This window comes from Bradyrhizobium sp. HKCCYLRH1030 (assembly GCF_051168395.1).
Taxonomy (GTDB): Bacteria; Pseudomonadota; Alphaproteobacteria; order Rhizobiales; family Xanthobacteraceae; genus Bradyrhizobium.
Genome location: NZ_JBNPUY010000001.1, coordinates 860,812 through 883,264 on the forward strand (window position 1 = coordinate 860,812; position 22,453 = coordinate 883,264).

General features: G+C 66.4%; 21 protein-coding genes and 1 pseudogene. 2 read left to right on the forward strand and 20 right to left on the reverse strand.

The window, feature by feature from the left end; genetic code table 11:
• Positions 1 to 8: 8 nt before the first annotated feature.
• Genes nikE through ACQR1E_RS03965 form a run of 5 tightly spaced genes read right to left on the reverse strand, consistent with a single transcriptional unit; the run spans position 9 to position 6,236 of the window.
• The gene (gene nikE, locus ACQR1E_RS03945; RefSeq protein ID WP_434896693.1) at positions 9 to 1,583 is read right to left on the reverse strand and encodes a nickel ABC transporter ATP-binding protein NikE; all 1,575 of its coding nucleotides are present in this window, start codon (positions 1,581 to 1,583) and stop codon (positions 9 to 11) included.
• Positions 1,580 to 2,410 (reverse strand): ABC transporter permease, encoded by an 831-nt coding sequence (locus tag ACQR1E_RS03950; RefSeq protein WP_315712549.1) that lies wholly within the window; start codon positions 2,408 to 2,410, stop codon positions 1,580 to 1,582. The genes nikE and ACQR1E_RS03950 overlap by 4 nt, the downstream gene beginning before the upstream one ends.
• Positions 2,403 to 3,350, reverse strand: a complete 948-nt coding sequence (locus tag ACQR1E_RS03955; RefSeq protein ID WP_315712550.1) for an ABC transporter permease — start codon at positions 3,348 to 3,350, stop codon at positions 2,403 to 2,405. Before ACQR1E_RS03955 ends, ACQR1E_RS03950 begins: the two co-directional genes overlap by 8 nt.
• Before the next feature lie 16 nt (positions 3,351 to 3,366).
• A complete protein-coding gene (locus ACQR1E_RS03960) occupies positions 3,367 to 4,917 on the reverse strand; it encodes an ABC transporter substrate-binding protein (protein WP_434896694.1) in 1,551 nt (516 codons plus the stop codon).
• Complete coding sequence (locus ACQR1E_RS03965; RefSeq protein ID WP_316173882.1) at positions 4,917 to 6,236, reverse strand: M20 family metallopeptidase; 1,320 nt, start codon at positions 6,234 to 6,236, stop codon at positions 4,917 to 4,919. Before ACQR1E_RS03965 ends, ACQR1E_RS03960 begins: the two co-directional genes overlap by 1 nt.
• 66 nt (positions 6,237 to 6,302) lie before the next feature.
• On the opposite strand from ACQR1E_RS03965, the gene ACQR1E_RS03970 reads away from it, so the two are divergent.
• On the forward strand, positions 6,303 to 7,079 hold the full coding sequence (locus ACQR1E_RS03970; RefSeq protein ID WP_434896695.1) for a GntR family transcriptional regulator: 777 nt from the start codon (positions 6,303 to 6,305) through the stop codon (positions 7,077 to 7,079).
• Between the two features lie 12 nt (positions 7,080 to 7,091).
• Here the strand turns inward: ACQR1E_RS03970 and dhaK are convergent, their stop codons facing one another.
• The 13 genes from dhaK to ACQR1E_RS04035 form a co-directional block, all read right to left on the reverse strand.
• The gene (dhaK, locus tag ACQR1E_RS03975; RefSeq protein WP_434896696.1) at positions 7,092 to 8,081 is read right to left on the reverse strand and encodes a dihydroxyacetone kinase subunit DhaK; all 990 of its coding nucleotides are present in this window, start codon (positions 8,079 to 8,081) and stop codon (positions 7,092 to 7,094) included.
• Positions 8,078 to 8,530, reverse strand: coding sequence for a hypothetical protein (locus ACQR1E_RS03980; RefSeq protein WP_315712557.1), 453 nt, complete (start codon positions 8,528 to 8,530; stop codon positions 8,078 to 8,080). Before ACQR1E_RS03980 ends, dhaK begins: the two co-directional genes overlap by 4 nt.
• Positions 8,527 to 10,146: a phosphoenolpyruvate--protein phosphotransferase gene (gene ptsP / locus ACQR1E_RS03985; RefSeq protein ID WP_434896697.1), complete on the reverse strand. Its 1,620-nt coding sequence runs from the start codon at positions 10,144 to 10,146 to the stop codon at positions 8,527 to 8,529. Before ptsP ends, ACQR1E_RS03980 begins: the two co-directional genes overlap by 4 nt.
• Before the next feature lie 2 nt (positions 10,147 to 10,148).
• Complete coding sequence (locus ACQR1E_RS03990) at positions 10,149 to 10,451, reverse strand: HPr family phosphocarrier protein (RefSeq protein ID WP_434896698.1); 303 nt, start codon at positions 10,449 to 10,451, stop codon at positions 10,149 to 10,151.
• Positions 10,452 to 10,463: 12 nt separating this feature from the next.
• On the reverse strand, positions 10,464 to 10,862 hold the full coding sequence (gene dhaM, locus ACQR1E_RS03995; protein WP_284416623.1) for a dihydroxyacetone kinase phosphoryl donor subunit DhaM: 399 nt from the start codon (positions 10,860 to 10,862) through the stop codon (positions 10,464 to 10,466).
• Complete coding sequence (gene dhaL / locus ACQR1E_RS04000) at positions 10,859 to 11,470, reverse strand: dihydroxyacetone kinase subunit DhaL (protein WP_315712561.1); 612 nt, start codon at positions 11,468 to 11,470, stop codon at positions 10,859 to 10,861. Before dhaL ends, dhaM begins: the two co-directional genes overlap by 4 nt.
• 3 nt (positions 11,471 to 11,473) lie before the next feature.
• On the reverse strand, positions 11,474 to 12,484 hold the full coding sequence (locus ACQR1E_RS04005) for an ABC transporter ATP-binding protein (protein ID WP_434896699.1): 1,011 nt from the start codon (positions 12,482 to 12,484) through the stop codon (positions 11,474 to 11,476).
• Positions 12,477 to 13,589: an ABC transporter ATP-binding protein gene (locus ACQR1E_RS04010; protein ID WP_434896700.1), complete on the reverse strand. Its 1,113-nt coding sequence runs from the start codon at positions 13,587 to 13,589 to the stop codon at positions 12,477 to 12,479. The genes ACQR1E_RS04005 and ACQR1E_RS04010 overlap by 8 nt, the downstream gene beginning before the upstream one ends.
• A gap of 4 nt (positions 13,590 to 13,593) precedes the next feature.
• Entirely contained in the window at positions 13,594 to 13,812 is a 219-nt protein-coding gene (locus ACQR1E_RS04015) for a hypothetical protein (protein WP_315827443.1), read from the reverse strand.
• Positions 13,809 to 14,762, reverse strand: a complete 954-nt coding sequence (locus ACQR1E_RS04020) for a carbohydrate ABC transporter permease (RefSeq protein ID WP_315712568.1) — start codon at positions 14,760 to 14,762, stop codon at positions 13,809 to 13,811. Before ACQR1E_RS04020 ends, ACQR1E_RS04015 begins: the two co-directional genes overlap by 4 nt.
• Positions 14,759 to 15,721 carry a carbohydrate ABC transporter permease gene (locus ACQR1E_RS04025; protein WP_434896701.1) on the reverse strand — a complete coding sequence of 321 codons (963 nt, stop codon included), beginning with the start codon at positions 15,719 to 15,721 and terminating at the stop codon, positions 14,759 to 14,761. Before ACQR1E_RS04025 ends, ACQR1E_RS04020 begins: the two co-directional genes overlap by 4 nt.
• Positions 15,722 to 15,845: 124 nt before the next feature.
• Positions 15,846 to 17,177, reverse strand: a complete 1,332-nt coding sequence (locus ACQR1E_RS04030) for an ABC transporter substrate-binding protein (protein ID WP_315749849.1) — start codon at positions 17,175 to 17,177, stop codon at positions 15,846 to 15,848.
• Positions 17,178 to 17,509: 332 nt separating this feature from the next.
• The gene (locus ACQR1E_RS04035) at positions 17,510 to 18,157 is read right to left on the reverse strand and encodes a 4'-phosphopantetheinyl transferase family protein (RefSeq protein WP_316194089.1); all 648 of its coding nucleotides are present in this window, start codon (positions 18,155 to 18,157) and stop codon (positions 17,510 to 17,512) included.
• A 463-nt stretch (positions 18,158 to 18,620) separates the two neighbouring features.
• Here ACQR1E_RS04035 and recQ point away from each other — a divergent pair, with 463 nt between their 5' ends.
• A complete protein-coding gene (gene recQ / locus ACQR1E_RS04040) occupies positions 18,621 to 20,426 on the forward strand; it encodes a DNA helicase RecQ (protein WP_316194088.1) in 1,806 nt (601 codons plus the stop codon).
• 737 nt (positions 20,427 to 21,163) lie between these two features.
• Here recQ and ACQR1E_RS04045 read toward each other — a convergent pair.
• Both ACQR1E_RS04045 and ACQR1E_RS04050 read right to left on the reverse strand, forming a co-directional pair.
• Positions 21,164 to 21,534 (reverse strand): annotated as a pseudogene (locus ACQR1E_RS04045) (hypothetical protein).
• 200 nt (positions 21,535 to 21,734) lie between these two features.
• Entirely contained in the window at positions 21,735 to 22,385 is a 651-nt protein-coding gene (locus tag ACQR1E_RS04050; protein WP_316164644.1) for a hypothetical protein, read from the reverse strand.
• Between the last annotated feature and the right edge of the window lie 68 nt (positions 22,386 to 22,453).

The window sequence follows — 22,453 nt, forward strand, 5'->3', positions numbered from 1 at the left end:
CCTTGCGGTCAGCCAACGGGCGCTGGCGAGGCCGCCATCAGCTCGCGGGTGTAAGGGTGAACGTCGTCTGCGCCGAAGGCATCGACGGCACGGCTGTCGACCAGCCGGCCGTGGCGCATCACGACGATGCGGTGCGCGATCTGCCTGATCAGGTTGAGATCGTGGGTGATGAAGAGATAGGCCGCACCCGTCTCGGCGCGCAAAGCCAGCAGCAGCTCGATGATCTGGGCCTGGACCGAGACGTCGAGCGGCGCCGTGATCTCGTCGCAGATCACCAGGCGCGGCCGCGCCGCAAAAGCACGCGCGATCGCGACGCGCTGCTTCTCGCCACCCGAGAGCTGGTGCGGCCAGCGCATGGCATACGACGCCGGCAGCCGGACCTGTTCGAGCAGGCGCGGCACGGCGGCGACGTCGCCGCCATAGAGCTTCAAGGGGCGCGACAGGATCTCACCGATCCGGTGGCGCGGATTGAGCGAGGAATCCGGGTGCTGGAACACGATCTGGACATCGCGCCGATAGGCACGGTTCATGTCACCGGCCCTGCGCAACGTTCGGCCGTCGAAGCTGATCGTGCCGTCGAAGCGGGCAAGCCCGGTGAGGGCGCGAGCGACGGATGACTTCCCCGAGCCGGATTCACCGACGAGGCCGACGATTTCGCCGGCACGGACGCGGACATCGACGGCCCTGGTCGCCGGTGGCGGAGCCGCACGGAACAGCCCGCCCATGCCGTAATGGACTTCGATGCCGCGTGCGTCCAGCACCAGGGCCGCGCCCGGCTGATCGTTCACGAGCCGCCGCTCCGGACGCGGCACGGCGGCGATGAGAGCCTTGGTGTAGGCGTGCTGCGGCGTCCTGAAGATGTCAGACGCGGGCACCTGCTCGACGATGCGGCCGTGCCGGATCACCGCGACACGATCGGCGACCCGGGTCATCATCGCGAGATCGTGCGAGATGTAGAGCGCAGCGACGCCCGTCTCCGCACGCAACCGCGCAAACAGCTCGATGATGCGGGCACCGGTGATGACGTCGAGCGCCGTCGTAGGCTCATCGAACAGGATGACATCGGGCCGGCACCCGAAGGCCGTCGCGATGACTACCCGCTGCTTCTCGCCGCCGGAGATCTCGTGCGGATAGCGCCGCAGCACCGCCACGGGGTCGCGCAGCTCGACATGGCCGAGCAATTCGATCGCGAGGTTCCTGGCGGCCCGCGCATTCAGATCGCGATGACGCATCAGCGCCTCGGTGATCTGGCGGCCGATGGTCAATGTCGGATTGAGCGCGGTCGACGGATCCTGGAACACCATGCCGATGCGGCGGCCACGGACCGCGGTCAGTCGCTTCAGGCTGAGGGACCGCAGGTCGAGGTCACCCAGACACAGGGAGCCCGAGACCTCGCGGGCATTGGCCGGCAGATGCCGCATCAACGCCCAAGCCAGCGAGCTCTTACCGGAGCCGGATTCGCCGACGAGGCCGAGCACCTCGCCGGGCGCGATCTCGAGCGACACGTCACGCAGCACCTCCACAGCGCCCGCCGGGGTGACGTAGTCCAGCCCGTAACCAGTGATGGCGAGCGCCGGCTTCATCGATCGTCCCTCGGATTCAGCGCGTCGCGCAGGGCATCGCCGACGAGATTGAAGGCGATCGCCGACAGCGCGATCGCGGCCGAGGGCGCGATGAGGATCCATGGCGCCCGGTGCATGTATTGGCGCGCATCGGCCACCATCAGGCCCCATTCCGATGCCGGCGGCTGTGCACCCAGGCCGAGGAAGCTGAGCGTCGCGAACAGCATCACCGCAAATGACACCCGGATGGTGGCCTCGATGATGATCGGGCCCATCACGTTCGGAAGCATCTCGCGGAAAATGATCTGCGATGCCGCTTCGCCGCGCGCGATGGCGGCCTTGACGTAGTCCTGACTGCGCACAGCAAGCGCCACGGAGCGCGTGACCCGTGCCATGCCCGGCGCGAACGCAAAGGCAATCGCGATCACCGCGTTGACAGCCCCATTTCCGAGCGTGCTGACCAGCAGCAGCGCCATGAGGAGACCGGGAATGGCCATCACAGCATCGTTGGTGCGCATGATGAATTCGTCGGCCTTGCCACCGAGATAGGCCGATGCGACGCCGATCACGGCGCCCATCGCGCTGCCGGCGAGCGTCGCCGCGAGCGCCATCGGAACGGTGGCGCGCGCGCCGGACAGCAGCCGGCTCAGCACGTCGCGGCCGAACTGATCGGCGCCCAGCCAGTTCTGCCATCCCGGCGGGCGGAAACGGCCGAGAAAATCCATCTTCTCCGGCCCATAGGGCGCGAGCCACGGGCCGAGGATGCAGACGATGGCGAGGGCAACGAGCAGCATCACGCTGATCGCCCCCTGCGGCTTGCGGATCATCCTGCCGAGCAGCTCAGTCATAGCTGATCCGCCTGTCGAGCAGCGCGTAGACGACATCCGCCAGCGTGTTGGTGATCGCATAGGTGACCGCCATGATCATCGCGCCGGCCTGGATCGACGGCAGATCGCGGGTGGTGATGGCGATCATCAATGCCCGGCCGATGCCGGGAATGGCGAAAATCTCCTCGATGACGATGATGCCGCCCAGGAGATAGCCGACGTCGAGCGCGACGATGGTGATGACCGGCAGCAGCGCGTTGCGCATCACATGCCGCACCAGCACCGTCCGCTCGGGCAGGCCTTTCAGCCGCGCCGCGCGGACGTAGTCGGACTGCAGCACGTCCAGCGTCTCCGAACGCATCATGCGCATCACATGCGCGACGAGAATGACCGAGACGGTCAGGACCGGAAGGATCAGATGGCGCAGCGCCGGCCCGGCATCCTCCAGCGGCGACACGTAGCCGGTCGCCGGCAGCCATGGCAGAATGTCGGTCAGCAGCAGCGCGAGCACGGTTGCCGTGACGAACTCCGGCAGGGAGACCCCGAGATAGGCGACCACGCTGGTGGCCGTATCCGCCGGCCGCCCCTTGCGGAGCGCCGCGAAGATTCCGAGCGGGACCGCGATCAGGAGGGTGACGACGAGTGCGCCCGCTGCCAGCAGCAGCGAGCGCGACAGCGCCGTCAGCATCTCCGGCGCGACCGGCAGGCCGGTGCGCATGGAGACACCGAAATTGCCGATGGCCGCGTGCGCGACCCAATGCGTGAATTGCAGCCAGACCGGGTCGTCGAGCCCGAGCCGGCTGCGAATTGCGGCCAGCGCCTCCGGCGAAGCGTTCTCGCCAAGCAGCGTCTGCGCTGCGTCAGCCGGTAGCGCCTGTGTGATGGCGAACACCAGCACACTGACGACGACGACCGTATAGACCATCAGGAGCAGCCGCCGCAGCAGCCAGGCGAATGACACCGCTCGGATCCCCGCCTCAGCCGCGCCTGGGCGCGCCTGCGCCGAGCGAGACGAGATCGAGCCGGAACACCGATCCGCGCGGATGCAGCTGGTATCCTTCCACATAGGCGCGCTGCGCCGCCAGGATGTCGAAGAAGACCGGAATGACCGACGGCACCTCCTCGCTCATCATCGTCTGGGCCCGCGCATAGAGCGCGGCGCGATTGGCATCGTCGGTCTCGCTACGCGCCGCATTGACGATCTCGTCGAAGCGCGCATTGTTCCAGCGTGTCTCGTTCCAGGCGGCATCCGAGGTGTAGAGCAGCTTGAAGATCGCGTCGGCGGTCGATTGCATGTTGTAGAAGCCAACGTAGAAATTGCCCTTCTTCCAGACCTGGTCGAGATAGGTCGCGTGCGGCATCGTCTGAACGTTGATGCGGAAGCCGGCGGGTGCCGCCATCTCACGGATCGCAACGCCAAGCTGCGTGCGCGTGTCCGGCTTGTCGGATGCCACCATCGTCAAGTCGATGCCGGAGGGATAGCCGGCATCGGCGAGCAATTGCCTGGCTTTCGCGATGTCGGGCTTCTTCAGCTTGCTGTCCTGATAGAACCGGTAGGCGGGGCTCAGCGGCGTGTCGTTGCCAGGCGTGCCGTAGCCGCCGGCCACGAAGCCGGCCATGGCCTCGCGATCGATGGTCAGCGCCAGCGCCTGGCGCACGCGAACGTCGTTGAACGGCTTCTGATCGCAGCCCATGTTGACGTTCAGAAACTGCCCCGAGGGGACCCGCACCGCCTTGACGCCGCTGGCCTTGCCGAGCCGCTCATATTCGCCGGGCGTGGTCGACAACATGAGATCGATGTCGCCCGAAATCAGAGCAGATGCTTCGGCGGTGCGGTCGGGATAGACGAGAACCTCGACGCGATCGAGCAAAGGCCGCGCCGGATCGTAATACGCCGGGTTGCGCTCGACGACGATCTTGCGGTCCGGCTCATAGGACACGAGCTTGAACGGCCCTGAACCATTCGCCTTTGTGGCGAGGCTGGCGAGATCGGCAGCAACGACTTTCGCAGGCACGATGCGCGCATTGTTGTAGGCGAGCGCGACCGGAAAATCGGCAAAGGCAACCGACAACGTGAACCGCACGGTCGACGCATCGACGGCAGCGACATCCTTGATCGGGCCGACATTGGTGCGCGCCGGTGATGCGGTCTTCGGATCGAGGATCGCCTTGAAGGTCGCGACGACATCCTCCGCCGTCAGCGGCGAGCCGTCGTGGAAGCTGAGATTGGGCCGCAGCCTGAACGTCCACTCGGTGAGCCCCGCGCCGGCCTGCCACGACAAGGCGAGGTCCGGCTCGACCGACATGTCCGGCTTCAACCGGGTCAAGTTGGAATAGAGCAGCTCGGTGATGAGGTATTCCGGATTGACACGCGCGAGCAGCGGATGAATGACCGCCGCGCCCTGGTCGACCGAGATCCGCAACACGCCGCCGCGCTTCGGCGCCTCGGCCGAGAGAGAGACTTGCGGCAGAGCACCAAGCACGAGCGCGGAGCCGGCAAGGAAATGACGACGGGTCACGGACGGCATCAGGCGAAGTCCTTTTCAGGCGTGATGGCTTCGGGACAGAGTTCGGGACGGAACTCGGCTGCGAGATAGGCGAGCACCGATTTCGCCAATGCGACGATGTCGGCGAGCGTCGTGGATTCGCCCGGCGCATGAATGCGGCTATCGGGCCTGCCGAGGCCCGTGAGCAGCACCTCCTGCACGCCCGTGGCCTGCTGCACCCAGCCGAAATCGGAGCAGCCGGCCGCCCCCCAGCGAGCGAAGTCTTCCGCGGCATAGCCGAAACCGGCCGACAGCGCCTGCTGCCAGCGCGACCAATGCGGCCCGCCGGGATCGGATGTCGGCATCAGATGGCCGGTGAGGATGATCTCGACGTCGAGGGTGCCGGCCGCCTGCCGGACGGCCGCTTCGATCTCGCGGCGTGCAGCGGCGAAGTCCTCCTCGGGCGTGTATCGGCGGCACAGGAGAATCTCGACCAGCGAGGGGATCTGTCCGCCGCATTGGCCGCCATGAATGGCTGAGATGTCGAGGCTCGCGGCGAGCGGTCCAGCCGCCTGCGGCGGTGGCGGCAACGCCGACGTCCGCTGCGCGATGACCGGCTCGAGGGCCGCGAGCGCATTGAGGATCGGCAGCGCCGCCTCGATCGCGTTGGCGCCGGCGCGGCGCTGCTCGCCGGCATGCGCTGCCTTGCCGTGAACCCGCACCGTGAGCGTGAACAGGCCGAAGCAGCCGGCCCAGATCCGCGGCATGGCACTGCCGTTGAAATTCAGAATATGCCCTTCGAGACGGCCCTGCTCGGCAAGGTAACGCACGCCGGGATAAAGCCCTGCCTCCTCGTCCGTGCACAGCAGCAACATCGGATCATAGGCCAGCGGCAATCCGGTCTGCTGCGCGCCGCGGAGTGCGAGCAGCGCCGCCGCAATCGATCCCTTCATGTCGGCCGCGCCGAGTCCGATCAGACGGTCACCGTCGCGGCTCAGCTGCAGCGGATCGGTGGCCCAGCCGGGCGCCGCCGGTACCGTGTCCACATGGAAATAGAGCCCGAGCACCGGTCTGCCGGCGCGGCGCCGTGCGATCAGATTCGTCCGCGATCCGCGCGCCCCCGGTGCGCGCCATAGGTCCTCCGGAACGATCACGCGCTCGCTATCCAGTGCCAGCGGGGCAGCGAGCTGCTCCATCACGTCGGCAAATGCATCGTAGCCGGCCCCCGGAGGAAAGCTGGTGTCGACCGCCACCATCTTCCGCAGGTCCTCGACCGCCGTCTCGGCCATGGCGTCGATCGCGGCAAAAGCGCTGGCCAGGCTGCGCGCGCCCCGGTCCGCTGGAATGCCCTCAGAAATCATTTGCGGCCAGCTCTATCCTATATTCTATATAGAAATAAAATTCACAACGCGGCGTTTGTCAATTCCATGAAAAAGGCAGCTGTGGCCAGCAAAGCGGCAGACGGGGTGGGGGCGGGTCCAGGCGCGCTTCCGGTGCCGCTCTACGAGCATGTCAAGCGCCAGATCGCCGAGGCGATCCTGATCGGCGACATGCCGCCGGGGACGGTGCTGCCCGGCGAGGTCGCGCTCGCCAATCAATATGGCGTCGCCGTCGGCACCATCCGCCGCGCGCTGGCCGATCTCACCGCGGGCGGCATGCTGATGCGCCGGCGCAAGACCGGCACGGTGGTGACGGGCCGCGCGTCGCAGCATGGGCTCAGCTTCTTCTTCCAGTACTTCCGCCTGCTCGGCGCGGACGGCGGCCTGCTGCACTCGGAGGCCGAGGTGCTGTCGGTGACGACACGCGCCGCCGAGCCAGACGAAGCGGCGCTGTTCGCGATGGCCGAGCGCGGGCCGCTGCTGCATCTTCATCGCATCCGCCGCGTCGCTGGCGCGCCGGTGCTGCATTCGCGGATCTCGATGGTCGCGAGCCGCGTGGCGGGATTTCCGGCCGAGCCGAAGAAGGTCCCTGCCCTGATCTACCGCCATCTGCTCGAGGCCTATGGCATCCGGATCGCTGCGGTGCGCGAGAAGGTGACGGCCGAGGTCGCCACCAAGGAGGACCGCAAGCTGCTCGGCCTGCCCTCTCCGAGCGCCGTGCTCGTGATCGACGAGGAGGCCTTCGACCAGACCGGCGCGCTGGCGATCCTCAGCCAGCACCGCGCCACGACGGCGCAACACTACTACTCGAACGAGATCCGCTGAGCACGCATTGCTTCAGCAGCCCCAGCGCAGCGCCGCGGTGTGCACCGGCGCGTCCCACAGTCCCAGCGACGCATCATCGAGCGCGGTCACGGTGAGCGAGCAGCCGGCCATGTCGAGCGAGGTGACGTAGGAGCCGACCAGCCCGCGCGCGATGGCGAGCCCGCGCCCTTCCAAGATGCGCCGCGCCGCATTGGCCATCACGTACAACTCCATCGCTGGCGTAGCCCCGAAGCCGTTGACCAGCAGCAGGCACGGAGTCCCGGGCTTCGCTGCAAGATCGGCCAGGATCGCGCCCATCATCTCCTCGGCGATGGCGTCCGCGGACGCCAGCTTGACCCGGCGCCTGCCGGGCTCGCCATGGATGCCGACCCCCATCTCCATCTCGTCCTCGCCGAGCGTGAAGGTCGGCTTGCCCGCGGCCGGCACCGTGCATGAGGTCAGCGCCACGCCCATCGAGCGGGTGCGCCTGTTGACGTCGTCACCAAGCGCCTTCAGCGCGTCGAGATCGCGGCCCTGCTCGGCCGCAGCACCCAGCATCTTCTCCACGATCAGCGTGCCGGCAACGCCGCGGCGGCCGGTCGAATAGGTCGAGGTCTCGACCGCGACGTCGTCGTCGGTAATGACGGTCGCGACCTTGCCCTCCATCATCTCCGCGGCCATCGCGTAATTCATCACGTCGCCTTCGTAGTTCTTGACGATGAACAGCGCGCCCGCGCCGGTGTCCACGGCCTGCGCGGCCGCGAGCATCTGGTCAGGCGTCGGGGAGGTGAACACCTGGCCCGGACAGGCGGCATCGAGCATGCCCGGCCCGACGAAGCCGGCATGGAGCGGCTCATGGCCGGAGCCGCCGCCGGAGATCAGCGCGACCTTGCCCGGTTTGAGGCTCTTGCGGCGAACGAACTTGTTGTCCTCGCCCAGCGTGACGATGTCGCCATGCACGGCGGCAAAACCCTGCAGGCTCTCGGTCAGCACGTCGGAAACGGCATTGATCAGCTTCTTCATGGCTTCCCTCCCGGTTCGGCGTCATCGTTGTTTTCGTTGGCTGAGATCAGCGCGGTGATGCCGCGCGCGACGCCGGTGATGATGCGGTCGGCATGGGCGTTGAGCGCGGGGTCGCCGAAGTCCGGCAGCTCGACCACGAGGCGCCGCATCGGCCGCTGCGCCTCGACCTCGTCCAGCCGGCCCGGATGGGCGGCGCGGTAGGCGGTCAGAAAAGCCTGCTGCTCATGCGGCGAGAAGTGACAGATGTGGAAGATGGTCTCGAGATGCTGCAGCGGGATCGGCGTCGCATAGGCCGGATTGACGATCTGCGAGATGAAGCTGCGATTCTTGCCGATCGCCTCCGCCAGCCGCTGCCGTGTACCGGAGGGACGGCTGTCGATCACCGCGCGCAGGATCGCCTTGTATTCGGCGAGCGGACTCGCGGCCCCCGATGCATCCTGGTCACTCATGCGCCCTCTTCCGCGGTCTTTTCCGTGCCCTTGGCGAGGTCAAGCTCGCGGATCGCCGCCTTCACCAGCGGCAGCAGGCCCGGCGCGACCGACAGCGCGCGCACACCGAGCTCAAGCAGCGCCGGCATGGCTCTGACATCACCGGCGGCGTCGCCGCAGATCGAGACTTCCACGCCCCGCGCGCGACCAGCGCGCACCACATGGGCAATCATCGCCAACACCCCGGGATGCAGCACGTCGGCATAGTCGGCGACCTCGGCGCCGTCACGCGAAGCAGCGGTCGCGTATTGGGTCAGGTCATTGGTGCCGATCGAGAAGAAGTCCGCAGCGAAGTCATGCGCTGCCAACGCAGCAGCCGGCACCTCCACCATCATTCCGAAGGCCGGCGCGGCGAAAGCGACGTTGCCGGCGGCCAAGTCGGCGAGCACGGCGCGGAGATGGCGACGCGCCACGTCCAGCTCCGCTGCATTGGTCACCATCGGCAGCATCACCTTGAGCGGTCCGAGCGCAGCGGCGCGCGCCAGCGCGCGCAGTTGAACGCGGAAGATCTCGGGGTGACGCAAGGACAGACGGAGGCCACGAAGGCCGAGAAACGGGTTGCTCTCGCCATCGATCGTGTAGCCCGGAATCGGCTTGTCGCCGCCGGCATCGAGCGTGCGGATCGTGACCGGCCGGCCTTCGGCCCAGCGCACGAGCTCGGCATAGGCGTGATATTGTGCCTCCTCGTCGTGAAGCAGGTTGCCGGTGAGAAACTCGGTGCGTGCCAGACCGATGCCGTCGCAGGCTGCGGCCGGAAGCAGCGTCATGTCGGCAGGGCCGGAGATGTTGACGAGCACCGAGACGCGGGTGCCGTCGCGCGTCAGTGCCGGTTCGTGCTGGCGCGCGATCGCGTCCGCCTTGCGGCGCGACGCGGTCGCATCCTCCGCCCGGGCGGCGGCGATACGCTGCGCACTGGGATCGGCAATGACGACACCGCGACCGCCATCGACCAGCAAATCCCCTGTCAGCTTGTCCCAATCGTGACCGAGCCCGACCACCATCGGCACGCCGCGGCCGCGCGCCAGCATCGCGACGTGACTGGTCGGGCTGCCCTCGCCGAGCGCAATGCCGCCGCCGCTGGTCCAGTCGATGGCGAGAAAAGCCGATGGCGCCAGATCATGCGCGACGACGATCGCCCCTTTCTGCACTTCGCCGTTCTGCGGCAGGCCAAACAGGTGCCGCAGCACGCGGTCCCGGATGTCGCCGAGGTCGCTGGCGCGAGCACGAAAATACTCGTCCTCAGCGGACTCGTATCCCGCGATCTCCTCCGCCATCGTCGCGCGCCAGGCCGCATCCGCAGCGACGCCGCCCTCGATCTGGACGTAAGCCGCTTCTGTCAGCGCGTCGTCTTCGAGCAGCGCGAGCTGAAAGCCGATCAGCTCGGCCGCGTCTCCCTCGAGCCTGCCGATCAGTTCGGCCACGGCCTCGCGTGCATGTGCGACCGCTGTGGCGAGCGCTTCATGCTCCTCCGCGATCGCCCCTTTGCTCCGGCTGGCGCCCTCCAGCGCATGCAGGATCGCGGCGGGCCCGATGGCCAACCCGTCCGACGCTCCACGCCCGAAAATGCGCCGCTCCATCGTCACTCCTCGTCGAACTTGCGGTCGACCAGATCGACAAGCGCCGCGATGGCCGCCTTGGCATCAGTTCCGTTGGCGCGCAGGAACAGCGTCTCACCCTTGGCCGCCTTGACGCGCATGATCTTCACCGGGCTCTTGGCGTCGGTCCAGGGCCCGTCGGCCGCGATCGCGACTTCGATGCTCGACGCAAAGCGCTTGGCGAGCTGCGTCAGCTTGACCGAGGGTCGCGCATGCAGCCCGACCTCGTTGGTCAGCAGCGCATGCGCCTTCGCTTCCTGCATGCCGATCTCTCCACCGTCAGCCATTGCCGTTCCTGCTCATCCGCCCATCAGCTCTTCGGCGGTCGCGCGCACCGCATCGAGCGGCGAGCCGCCGGAGGCTTCCGTCGCCGCCATCACGGCGCCTTCGACCAGCGGCGCGTTGCAGATCACGATGCGCTCGCGCCGCTCCTCCGGCATCATCTCCACCGCCATCTCGCTGTTGGTCTCGGCGCCGCCGAGATCGACCAGGATCGCAACGCCCGACTCCGACCACGCCTTGTCGATCGCGCCCATGATGGCGCCGACATCGGTGCCAAGCCCGCCATCGGCATTGCCGCCGACCGCCGCGAGCGGCACGCTGTCGCCGACCATCTGCCGGACCATGTCGGCCGCGCCTTCCGCCACCTTGGCGGAATGCGACACGATGACGATGCCGACATTCTTCTGCTCACTCATGTCCAGGCCTCGTTGAATACGCCGCAGATCGCCTGCACCAGCAGGCTGGACGAGCGCGCGCCGGGATCCATGTGCCCGATCGAGCGCTCGCCGAGAAACGAAGCGCGGCCGCGGATCGCCAGCATCGGCACCGTCGCGTCGGCGGCTTCGGCAGCGATCGCGGGCAGCCGAGCGGCGAGATCGTCGCCACCGGCCGCAAAAGCGACCTGCACAGGGATCAAGACGTCGAGCATGGTTTTCTGACCTGCTTCCGACTTGCCACGCGCTTTGACGTCCGCGATGGCGCGACCGAGCGCCGCCGCCGCTTCGGCGGCAGAGGGCTCTGATGGCAGCGCCTTGCCAAGTCCCATCGCCAGCGTGCCATAGAGCGGACCGGACGCACCGCCGACCTTCATGACCAGCGCCATGCCGACCGCCTTCAGCGCCTCGGGAAGAGGCTTGGCGGAGATATTGTCCACTTCGGCGAGCACGGCCTCGAAGCCGCGCTTCATGTTGAGGCCATGATCGCCGTCGCCGATCGCCGAGTCGAGCGCGGTCAGTTCCTCGGCATGGGCGATGATGACATCGGCCATCGCCACGATCACCTTGCGCTTGAACGCCTGGTCCATTGTCTATCTCACCCGCTGGCCCGCCCGGTCGAACAGCAGCGGCCGGGTGAACTCGATAGCGACGGAGTCGCCGACTTTCAATTCCGTATCCGGCTCCACCAGGCTGACGATGGTCTGGTCCTGCAGCGTGATATGCAGATGATTCTGATCGCCGAGATGCTCGATCCATTTCACCCGTGCGTCCGCACGGCTCTCGGCGCGCCGGACCGTCATGTGCTCGGTGCGCGCGCCGATCGTCTCGACGTCGCCCGGCACCGCAAGATCCGGAAACAGCCCGCGCGGCAGCAGATTGATGCCGGGACTGCCGAGCCGGGTCGCCACATAGGTATTGGCCGGATCCTCATAGACCTCCCGCGGGCTGCCGACCTGCACCAGCCGGCCCTGCTCGATCACGCCGATGCGGTTGGCGAGCGTCATCGCCTCGATCTGGTCGTGGGTGACGTAGAGCATGGTGGCGCCGAGATCCTGCTGGATACGCTTGAGCTCGATGCGCAGCTCGGAACGCAGTTTGGCGTCGAGCGAGGACAGCGGCTCGTCTAGCAACGCGATCGCAGGTCTGCGCACCAGCGCGCGGCCGATCGCCACGCGCTGCATCTGGCCGCCGGAGAGCTGAGTAGCGCGGTTGCCGAGCTTGTCCTCGATCCGCAGCATCGCCGCGACGTCACCGACGATGCGCCTGATCTCAAACTCCGCAATCTTGCGCACAGGCGAGCGCAGTGGAAAAGCCAGATTGTCGTACACCGACAGATGCGGATAGAGAGAATATTGCTGGAACACGAACGTGACGTCACGCGCGGCCGGCGTCGCCCTCGTCTGGTCGACACCACCGATGGTGATGCTGCCGCGATCCGGCATCTCGAGGCCGGCCACGAGCCGCAATGTCGTGGTCTTGCCGGCACCGGTCGGCCCGAGCAGCACGACGAGCTCGCCGTCGCGGATGGTCAGCGACAGATCCCGTACCGCCGGCTTGGGACCGAACGACTTGCTGACGGCGTTGAGCCGCGTCTCAGCCATGATGGCGCCCTCCTCTCACCGGCTGCTCATACAGCGCCGTGCGGACCGCACGGCCCGTGGCGGCGTCGAACAGCGACAGCCGATCGGCGCGGAAGCTGAGCCCGACCGGCTCCGCACGCTGCACCCGGACCGCCGCGGGCGCGCGCGCCTTGACGATGCCATGAGACGTCGTGACGGTGATGATCTGGGTGGTGCCGAGATATTCGGCGCCGAACACCTCGCCGCGCAGCCCGCCTTCGGCGCTGAGCGCCACCTGCTCGGGCCGCACGCCGAGAACCAACTCGTCGCTCCCGGCATCCTCGCGCAGCTCGGGCACGCCGATCTCGGCGCCGTCGATCCGCACGCAGCTCGTGCCGGCGCCAAGCCTGCCCGCGAAGCGGATGAAGTTCATCGCCGGCGAGCCGATGAAGTCTGCGACGAACATGGTGGCGGGACGGTCGTAGATCTCCTGGGGCGTTCCGAGCTGCTCCACGACGCCGCGATTCATCACCGCGATCGTGTCGGCCATCGACATCGCCTCGAGCTGATCGTGAGTCACGAACACGGTGGTGGCCTTGAGCCGGTCGTGCAGGGCGCGCAGCTCGCCGCACATGATGTGACGGAACTCCGCATCGAGCGCGCCGAGCGGCTCATCCATCAAGAACGCTTTCGGCTCCCGGACGATGGCGCGGCCGAGCGCGACGCGCTGGCGATCGCCGCTCGACAACCCGCTCACCGGTCGGTCGATCAGATGGTCGATGCGCAGGATGCGCGCGGCTTCCTCGACCCGCCGCCGGATCTCCGCCCTGGGCACCCCCATCGAGACCAGGGGAAAAGCGATGTTCCGGCGCACGTTCATGTGCGGGTAGAGCGCGAACAGCTGGAACACCATGGCGATGTCGCGCTCGCGCGCGCGGCGGAAGGTGACGTCCTCGCCGCCGAGCCTGATCGTCCCCGAGGTCGGCAGCTCCAGGCCTGCAATCATGCGCAGCGTCGTGGTCTTGCCGCAGCCGGACGGACCGAGCAGGCAGAAGAACTCGCCGTCGGCGATCGTGAAGCTTGTGCCGCGCACGGCGGCAAAGCCGCCGAACTCCTTGAACAGATTCTCGATCCGGATCTCGGCCATGGCGTCAGTCCGGAAACTTGGAGACGATGGTGAACATCACGACGCCAGCGAGCGTGGTGATGAAGGAATAGGTGTAGAGCACCAGCGCGAACGGCTGCAGCAGCATCAGCACGCCGGCCGCAATGAGGATCGTCGCCAGCGTCTCCATCGGGCCGCGCCGCAGCGCCCGTGGCCAGCGCGAGTGCGCCGCATCGGCCGGCTGATCTTGCGCCATCTCGCTCATTTGCGCACCGCTCCGAAGGTGATGCCGCGCAACAGGTGTTTTCTCAGCAGCACCGTGAACACGACGATCGGGATCAGGAACAGCGTGGTGCCCGCCGCGACCGCCGGCCAATCCTGGCCGCCCTCGCCGATGATGATCGGGATGAAGGGCGGCGCGGTCTGCGCCGTGCCCGAGGTCAGAAGCACCGCGAAGGCATATTCGTTCCAGGCGAAGATCAGGCAGAAGATCGCGGTGGCGACGATGCCGGTGGTGGCCTGCGGCAACACGACCTTGAAGAAGGCTTGCAGGCGGGTGTAGCCGTCGACCATCGCCGCCTCCTCGTATTCGCGCGGGATCTCGTCCATGAATCCCTTGAGCAGCCAGACCGCGAGCGAGATGTTGACGGACGTATAGAGCAGGATCATGCCGAGCCGCGTGTCGGACAGGCCGAGCTCGCGATACATCAGGTAGATCGGGATCGCGACCGCGATCGGCGGCATCATCCGGGTCGACAGGATGAAGAACAGCAGATCATCCTTCAACGGCACCTTGAAGCGCGAGAACGCGTAGGCCGCCAGCGTGCCGAGCACGACCGACAGCGCCGTCGAGCCGAACGCGATCACCAGCGAATTCACGTAGCGTGGGATGTAGTTCGATGGACCCGCGACCACCATGTTGCGGCCGCGCGAGATGCGGTCGCACAGACTGGCAGCCGGTGGCAGCTTGGCCATGTACTCCGGCGCCTGCCGGGTCCGGGTCGTGAACAGGTTGCAATAGCCCTCCAGGCTCGGCTCGGCGACGAGCTTCGGCGGATAGGCGATCGCGTCCGACGGCGACTTGAAGCCGGTCATGAAGATCCACAGCAGCGGCACCAGAGTGATCAGCGCATAGGCGATCACCACGGTTGCCGCGATCCGCTTGGTCAGCGGCGACGGATCGACGACGGAATGGGCGGTTGCGAGACCGGTCATCGGCTTTTCACCCGGTTGAGCGCCTTGACGTAGATGTTGGCGAGGCCGAACACGGTGACGAACAGGATGATGGCGAAGGCCGAGGAATAGCCGGTCCGCCACTTCTCGAAGGCTTCGCGCTTCAGGGTGATCGAGGCGACCTCGGTCGTCGAGCCTGGACCGCCGCCGGTCAGGAGGTTGACCATGTCGAACATCTTGAAGTTTTCGATGCCGCGGAACAGCACCGCCAGCATGATGAACGGCAGCGCCATCGGCAAAGTGATCGACCAGAACTGCCGCCACGGCGAGGCGCGATCGACCTCGGCCGCCTCATAGATGTAGTCGGGAATCGAGCGGAGACCTGCAAGGCAGATCAGCATCACGTAAGGCGTCCACATCCAGGTGTCGACGATGACGATCGCCCAGGGCGCGAGCGGCACTTGCGCCAGCATCTGGAAAGACGATGCGGGCGCGCCCGTCGCGGCGGAGATGACGTAGTTGAAGAGCCCGATCTGCGGCTGGTAGAGGAACGTCCAGAAGTTGCCGACCACAGCCGGCGACAGCATCATCGGCAGCAGGATCAAGGTGGTCCACAGGCCGTGGCCGCGGAATTTCTTGTCGATCAGCCACGCTAGCGTGAAGCCCAGCACGGTCTGGATCAGGATGGTCCAGAACACGAAGCGCGCGGTCACCGTCATCGCCGCCCAGACGTCCGGATCGGTCAGGATCGACTGGTAGTTGGCGAGTCCGACATCGAGCACGGTGGCGTTCGGACGGTTCGCGCGATAATTGGTGAAGGACAGCCGGATGGTCCAGATCAACGGGAAAATGTTGATCGCGAGCAGCAGCAGCATGGTCGGCATGATGAACAGCCAGGCGATGGCGCGCTCGGACAGGCCGCGCACGCGCCCCGCCACGGCGGGCGGCGTCACCAGGGCGGCGCGGTCGACGAGGCTGCTCAGTCCGGTTTGGTCGGTCATGCGAGGGGCTGCTTCACTGGCGGCTTCGGGCTGGCGGTGAGACTGGCTGGTCCGCCCGGCAAGCCGAAGCTCGCCGGAGGGATTGTCGTGGCGGATCTCGCTTGCGCGGGAGGTGCCGCCTCCATCACAGCTTGCCGTCCTCCTTGAACACCTTGGTCCAGTCGGCGATCAGCCCGTCGAGCGCGCCTTTCGCGGTCCCCTGGTCGGCGACGACATAGTCGTGGACGCGCTTCTGCATCGCGAGCAGAAGCTGGGCGTAGGACGGCTCGGCCCAGAAGTCGACCACCTGGTCCATCGCCACCAGGAAGTCGGCGGCGAACGGCGCGGTGTTCTTGAAGTTGGGATCGTTGAGCACGCCCTTGTGGCAGCTGTAGCCGCCGAGCGCCCACCACTTCTTCTGGGTGTCGAGCGCGGCGAACCACTTGATATATTCGAGCGCTTCGGCGCGGTTAGGCGAATACGCCACCACCGAGATGCCCTGCCCGCCGAGCTGCGAGCCCTTCTCCTTCTGCGCGGGGTTGACGAAGAAGCCGATCTTGTCGCCGCCGACATTGGGATCCTTATAGAGGCCCGGGAAGAAGGCGAACCAGTTCATCTGCAGCGCGACCTGGCCGGACTTGAAGGCATCGAGTCCTTCCTGCATGTAGCCGTTGGAATAGCCGGGCGGCGTGCAGCATTTGTACAGCGCCTTGTAGAATTCGAGGCCCTTCACCGCATCGTCCGAGTTGACGAAGCCCTGCATGTCATACGGCTTCTTCGGGTTCTGGTACTTGAAGCCGAACGGATAGAGCGCGTTGGTGACACCCATGGTGATGCCTTCCGAGCCACGCTCGGTGAAGATGGCCGCGCCGTAGACGGTCTTGCCGTCGATCACCCGCTTCTGGAAGAACTCGGCAATGTCCTTCAGCTCTTCCTGCGTCTTCGGCACCTCGAGCTCGCGGCCGAATTTCTTCTTGAATTCCTCGCGAATCTCCGGCCGCGCGAACCAGTCCTTGCGATAGGTCCAGCCATTGGCGTCGCCCATCGCCGGGAGCGCCCAGTAGTTCGGCGAGCCCTTCGGCCATTCGGCGTAGCCGGCGACGGTGGCCGGCATGAAATCAGAGATCTTGATGCCTTCCTTGTCGAAGAACTCGTTGAGCTTGACGTATTGGCCATTCTCGGCCGCGCCGCCGATCCATTGGGAATCGCCGATCATCAGGTCGCACAGCTTGCCCTTGGAATTGAGCTCGTTGAGCATGCGGTCGGCGAAGTTCGGCCACGGCACGAACTCGAACTTCATGTTGACGCCGGTCTTGGCGGTGAAGTCCTTGGACAGCTCGACCAGCGCATTGGCCGGATCCCAGGCGGCCCAGCACAAGGTAATCGTCTTTCCTTCGGCGCGTGCCGGCGCGGACGCGCCGAGCACGGTCGCGGCGGCGACCGTCGCCGCCAGTGCAAATGTCTGCAGCAACTTCATCTGGCACTCCCTCCCTGTTGGCGCCGTCCCCGCTTCGCGTGGGTGACGGCGATGCATGGCCCGCGGCGAGCGGCGCCGTCACAACGACAGCGCGAGCCGCAAGCGTTTCCCCTGGCCCTCGGATCATCCGTCCGAGTTAAGTATTTTGTTTAGTAGATTGCGAATGACTAAACATGTCAAGCGCGTTTTCGCGACGTTTGCAGCGCATCATGTTTAGCGACTGCGGTAAGCTGCTCGTCGTCCGGAGGTTTGCCGGGAATGGCGATGGCGCGGCTCTCCGGCGCCGCCGCCAGGACGCAGGCGCGGCCCAACTCCAGGCTGCATCCGCGTGATCAGCCCTTCGCCAACGTCACGCCGCAACTGACCCGGCCGTCAGCGATGAGGAAGCGTCCGGCAAGGCGAGCAACGGCGGCCGGCCAGTCCTCTCTCATGACACGCACCTCGAACGTGCCCGCCGCCCATGCGATCGCGAGCTCGACATCCTGGAAATCCAGGAAGCCGCGCGTGAGCGGATACTGGCATTTGTAGTAGGCTTCCTTGGCGCTGAAGATCACGATCGGCAGCATCGGCTGCAACGCGTCGGGCTGGCCACGAAGCCATTGCCGCTCGGCCGGCGTGAGCACAAGATCGCGCATCGACGGATCGAGCTCGCGCAGGTCCTCGACATCCAGTCCAAGCGACGGGACATCCCTGCTTCGGGCCACGGCCACGGCGCAATGATCGGCACAATGGGAGATGCTTCCCGCATAGCCCGGCGGCCACACCGGCGCGCGATCCGGCGTCGGGACGAGCGCGACCGGCGAAGCTCCCAGCGACGCCAGCGCCCTGCGCGCCAGGATCCGCGCGGTCGCGAACTCGGCCCGCCGCTTGGCGACCGCGGCCTGGATATGCGCGCGCTCTTCGGGAAACAGCTCATCCTCCGCCAGCGAGAGGCTGGACGCCGCCACCACGACCGGGCCTTCAAACAGCTTTGCAAGCACTCACATCACCAACTCTGCGCGCGCGTCTCTTTGCGGACCGGCCTCGACCGGCCGCCACCGTATACGACACGGCGACGTCGAAGCGAATTCCAACGATTCAACATGTCCCGCGATCTCGCGGCGCCACGCGCCAGAGCTTTGCATGGCGAGCGCACGCTGCCGCTCGGCGAGCTGCACCACCGACCACTGCGGATCGGCATCGACCAGCACTTGCGCCCGGCGAGGTGCCAATGCACCCGGCCTCCCCCCGGGAGCCCATGGTTGGATCAGGATCAGAACATAATGCGATGCACGTCGATTCTGCCATAACTCGCCGGCTTGTCCAACGCGCCCCTGCCGCTGTCCCCCGCACCATGCTTCTCCGCGCCGCTGACATGCGCGTCAGCGGCCAGCTTTCGCTTGACGGCGGCGTCCCGCAACGGGACTTATCCAGTCCCTCTGTCTGCCGAAGAAGTGCATTCCCATGGCCGCCGATCCGCTCTCGATCCTCAAGACCGTGTTCGGCTACGACAGTTTCCGCGGCCGGCAGCGTGACATCGTCGAGCACGTGATCGCCGGCCACAATGCCTTCGTGCTGATGCCGACCGGCGGCGGCAAGTCGCTGTGCTACCAGATCCCGGCGCTGGCGCGTCCCGGCCTCGGGCTGATCATCTCGCCGCTGATCGCGCTGATGGAGGACCAGGTCGCGGCGCTGCGGCAGGCCGGCGTGAAGGCCGCGGCGCTGAACTCGCGGCTCTGGGGCGCCGAGAAGGACCTGCTGTGGCAGGACATCGAACGCGGCCAGCTCGATCTCCTCTACATGGCACCCGAGACGCTGCTCAAGGCGGAGAACCTCGAGCGGCTCAAGACCGCACGGTTGTCGCTGATCGCGATCGACGAGGCGCATTGCGTCTCGCAATGGGGCCATGATTTCCGTCCCGAATACCGCGCCCTCGACTGCCTCGCCGGGCTGTTCCCGACCATCCCGCGCATCGCACTCACCGCCACGGCCGATGCGCCGACGCGCGCGGAGATCGTCGAGCATCTTTCGATCGGCGACGGCAACAGCTTCATCGCCGGCTTCGACCGGCCGAACATCCGCTATGGCGCAGCGGAGAAAACCAGCACGATGCAGCAGATGCTGGCCTTCCTGAAATCGCGCGAGGGCGAGAGCGGCATCGTCTATTGCCTGTCCAAGCGCAAGACCGAGGAAGTCGCCGCCTCGCTCAGCGATCACGGCTTCCCGGCGCTGCCCTATCATGCCGGCATGGAGATGAAGGCGCGGGAGAAGAACCAGCGCCGCTTCCAGCTCGAGCAGGGCCTGATCATGGTCGCCACGATCGCCTTCGGCATGGGCATCGACAAGCCCGACGTGCGGTTCGTTGTTCATGCCGATCTGCCCTCCAGCATCGAGGCCTACTACCAGGAGACCGGCCGCGCCGGGCGCGACGGACTGCCCTCCGAGACTCTGATGCTGTACGGGGCGGAGGACATCGCGCTGCGCCGCCGCTTCATCGATGAGTCCGACGCGCCCGATGCGCGCAAGCGCACCGAGCGCCGCAAGCTCGATGCGCTGCTCGGCTTCGCCGAGACCTGCCAGTGCCGCCGCCAGGTGCTGCTGCGCTATTTCGGCGACGATTGCGCGCCGTGCGGCAATTGCGACATCTGTCTTGACCCGCCGGAGACCTTCGACGGCACCATCGCCGCGCAGAAGCTGCTGTCCTGCATCCACCGCACCGGCGAGCGCTTCGGCCAGGCCCACGTCATCGCGGTGTTGCTCGGCGAGACCGACGAGCGCATCGAACGGCTCGGCCACGACAAGCTCTCGACCTTCGGCATCGGCAAGGAGCACGACCGCAACGCCTGGCGCTCGATCGTCCGCCAGCTCGTCGCGCATGGTCTGATCAGCGTCGACGTCGCCGGCCATGGCGGCCTGTCGATCTCGCCCGAGGGTCGCCAGTTCCTGCGCGACAAGCCGCAGCTCAGCCTGCGCGTGCTGAAGAAGTCGCGGCGCGACCGCAAATCCCGGGAGCGGCAGACCACGGCGGCATTTCCCGACCTCGACCGCGACCTGTTTGAGAAGCTGCGCGTACGCCGGATGGAGCTCGCCAAGGCGCAGAACGTCCCGCCCTATGTCATCTTCCACGACAAGACGCTGGCCGAAATGGCGGCCCGCCATCCGCGCTCCGTCGCGGAGCTTGCGAGCATCCCCGGTGCCGGCACGGTCAAGCTCGCGCGCTACGGCGAGGCCTTCGTGGCGGTGATCAATGCGCATGATGCGGGCGCCTGAGCCGGCCATCGTCCAGCAGCACCGCGGCTCCTTCGCTCGACGATCAGACGGCACACATGGCTCACACATGGCCTCGCGATCCCGCCGCTGATGACGCCCGGGTTATGCAACTGAAGTCCCCTTCTCCTCGAAGAAGAGGCGCAGGGAAGACCGGGTATCGACTGATACCCGCGGTCCGCGTGCAGCAAAAAGCACGCGGCAGAACCACAGGTTCAGCCCAATATCCGGCCTTCCCTGCGCGACGGTTTGACGACTTATAGGCGCTCTCCCCGGGGATCGGCTGTCTTGCCCCCGTCGCCGGCGGATCATCATCACCGCCGGTTTGGCATCAGCACCGCGATGCCAGGACCACACCACTTCGCCGTCGCATCGCTCCGTTCGTCGGCGCGGGCTTTGACACCCGGCTGCGGAGCAACGCGCCCGTCGCCTCCCCGGCTCGACGCTCGTGACGATCGCGAAACGTCCCTCTTCAGCGAGCCGGGATAACAGGAAATGTGGATGTGATTTGCCCGACGGTGCAAGTGATGAGTTTGCGACAAACTGGCACGACGGGCAGTTGGCGCATACGCGCCATGCACAGATTGCCCGTCGTGCAGCTCGGGATGGCGCGAGTTCGTCGGGTCACAGCAGCCGGTCCCATCGACGCCTTCAAACGTCTTCAGTGATTGGAATGCACCGTCACAGTGATGAGCTTGGCTCCGGCACCGAGCTGCCGGGTCGGCAAAGCACGAGCCATTCTACTTCTCCGCGTGCCCGGCGGCACTGGTCCGACCGCATGGAAGTTCGGGCGGGGCCGGAAGATCGATGCTGCCAATCAGGTCCGAGCGCAACGTTTCAGCGGCGGCCGTCGCCGCCATGGTCTGTCGCAAGGTGCTGACGTTCGATCCGAGCGAAACGATGCCGCCGAGCACCGCGGCAATCGTCCCGAGGACGACGACCGCATTGGACCCCAGCAGGCCCAGCACCGCCCCGAGCAGCAACGCGGCGCAGCCGGATATCACGATCTTCGAGGCCATGATGATCTTTCGACACCGCTCGGCCGCGTCGGCCAGCTGTTCGATCCGCGCCTCGATGAGGGAGATTGATCGCTCGGGTCGTCCTCATCCATCAGACCAACTGTTCTCCTAATTCCGTCCCCGCCCACCAACGTACGGCCATTGGTTGGACAATCCAAGAGATGGTTTGCGGCCGTGAGGCATCGACCTTGATGAAGCTCGCGATCATCTGAGATATTACAGGCCTTGGATCACACCAACGCATGGCATCTGGCTTTGTTACGGCGCGACCAAGCCGAGGAGCCTCTCGAAACTAGGCCGGCACGGGAACCCCGGCTTTCTTCTCCAGCGCGGCCACCCGGTCGCGAAGGCTGCGGATCTCCGCGACCAGGTCAAGGACGTCCGGCGCGGGTTGATGCCCCATCATCCCGACATGGCTCGTTGTCACACGAATGGTCGACGAGCTGATCTCCATGCTGGTGCGGGAGCTCGCAACTGATAGACCCGGTTGCAATGCGGGCGGTGCGGGGACTGCGATCGTAACGCCACCCGCGACAATTCCGTCTGGAGCGGTAACGGTTTTCTCGAACCGCGCGGCGCCTTTAACGGTCACATCTTCGAGTTTCGCTGCACCGTAAATCGAAACGCCCCCGGCGTAATGCTTGCCATCGTTGAGAACAAGTTCGTCAGCCTGGGAGTGAGAGAGCGCCGCGCGCGCCGCCGGAGGCACTTTCGGGCTCTGGAGCTGCACGGTCTCGACGTTGCATGCCATTATCGCTCGCCCCAACCAAGCCGGGGCTAGCAAGAGACGTCCCGCGTGGGCCTCCGCGCCGTCAAACTCGATTCTGAGCATGCCGGGATAGCCCTGCGCGTCGACGGGAACCCTGACATTGCCGCTCTGCAGCACAGTCGTTGATCCTTCCAGGATGACCGACGTGTCGGTGAGTTTGATGTCGCTCGTCATGTTCGCCGCCTCCCGCTGAAGATGTAACTTAAAATATCGTCAACTCGGCCGCCGCAGTTTGATTCACG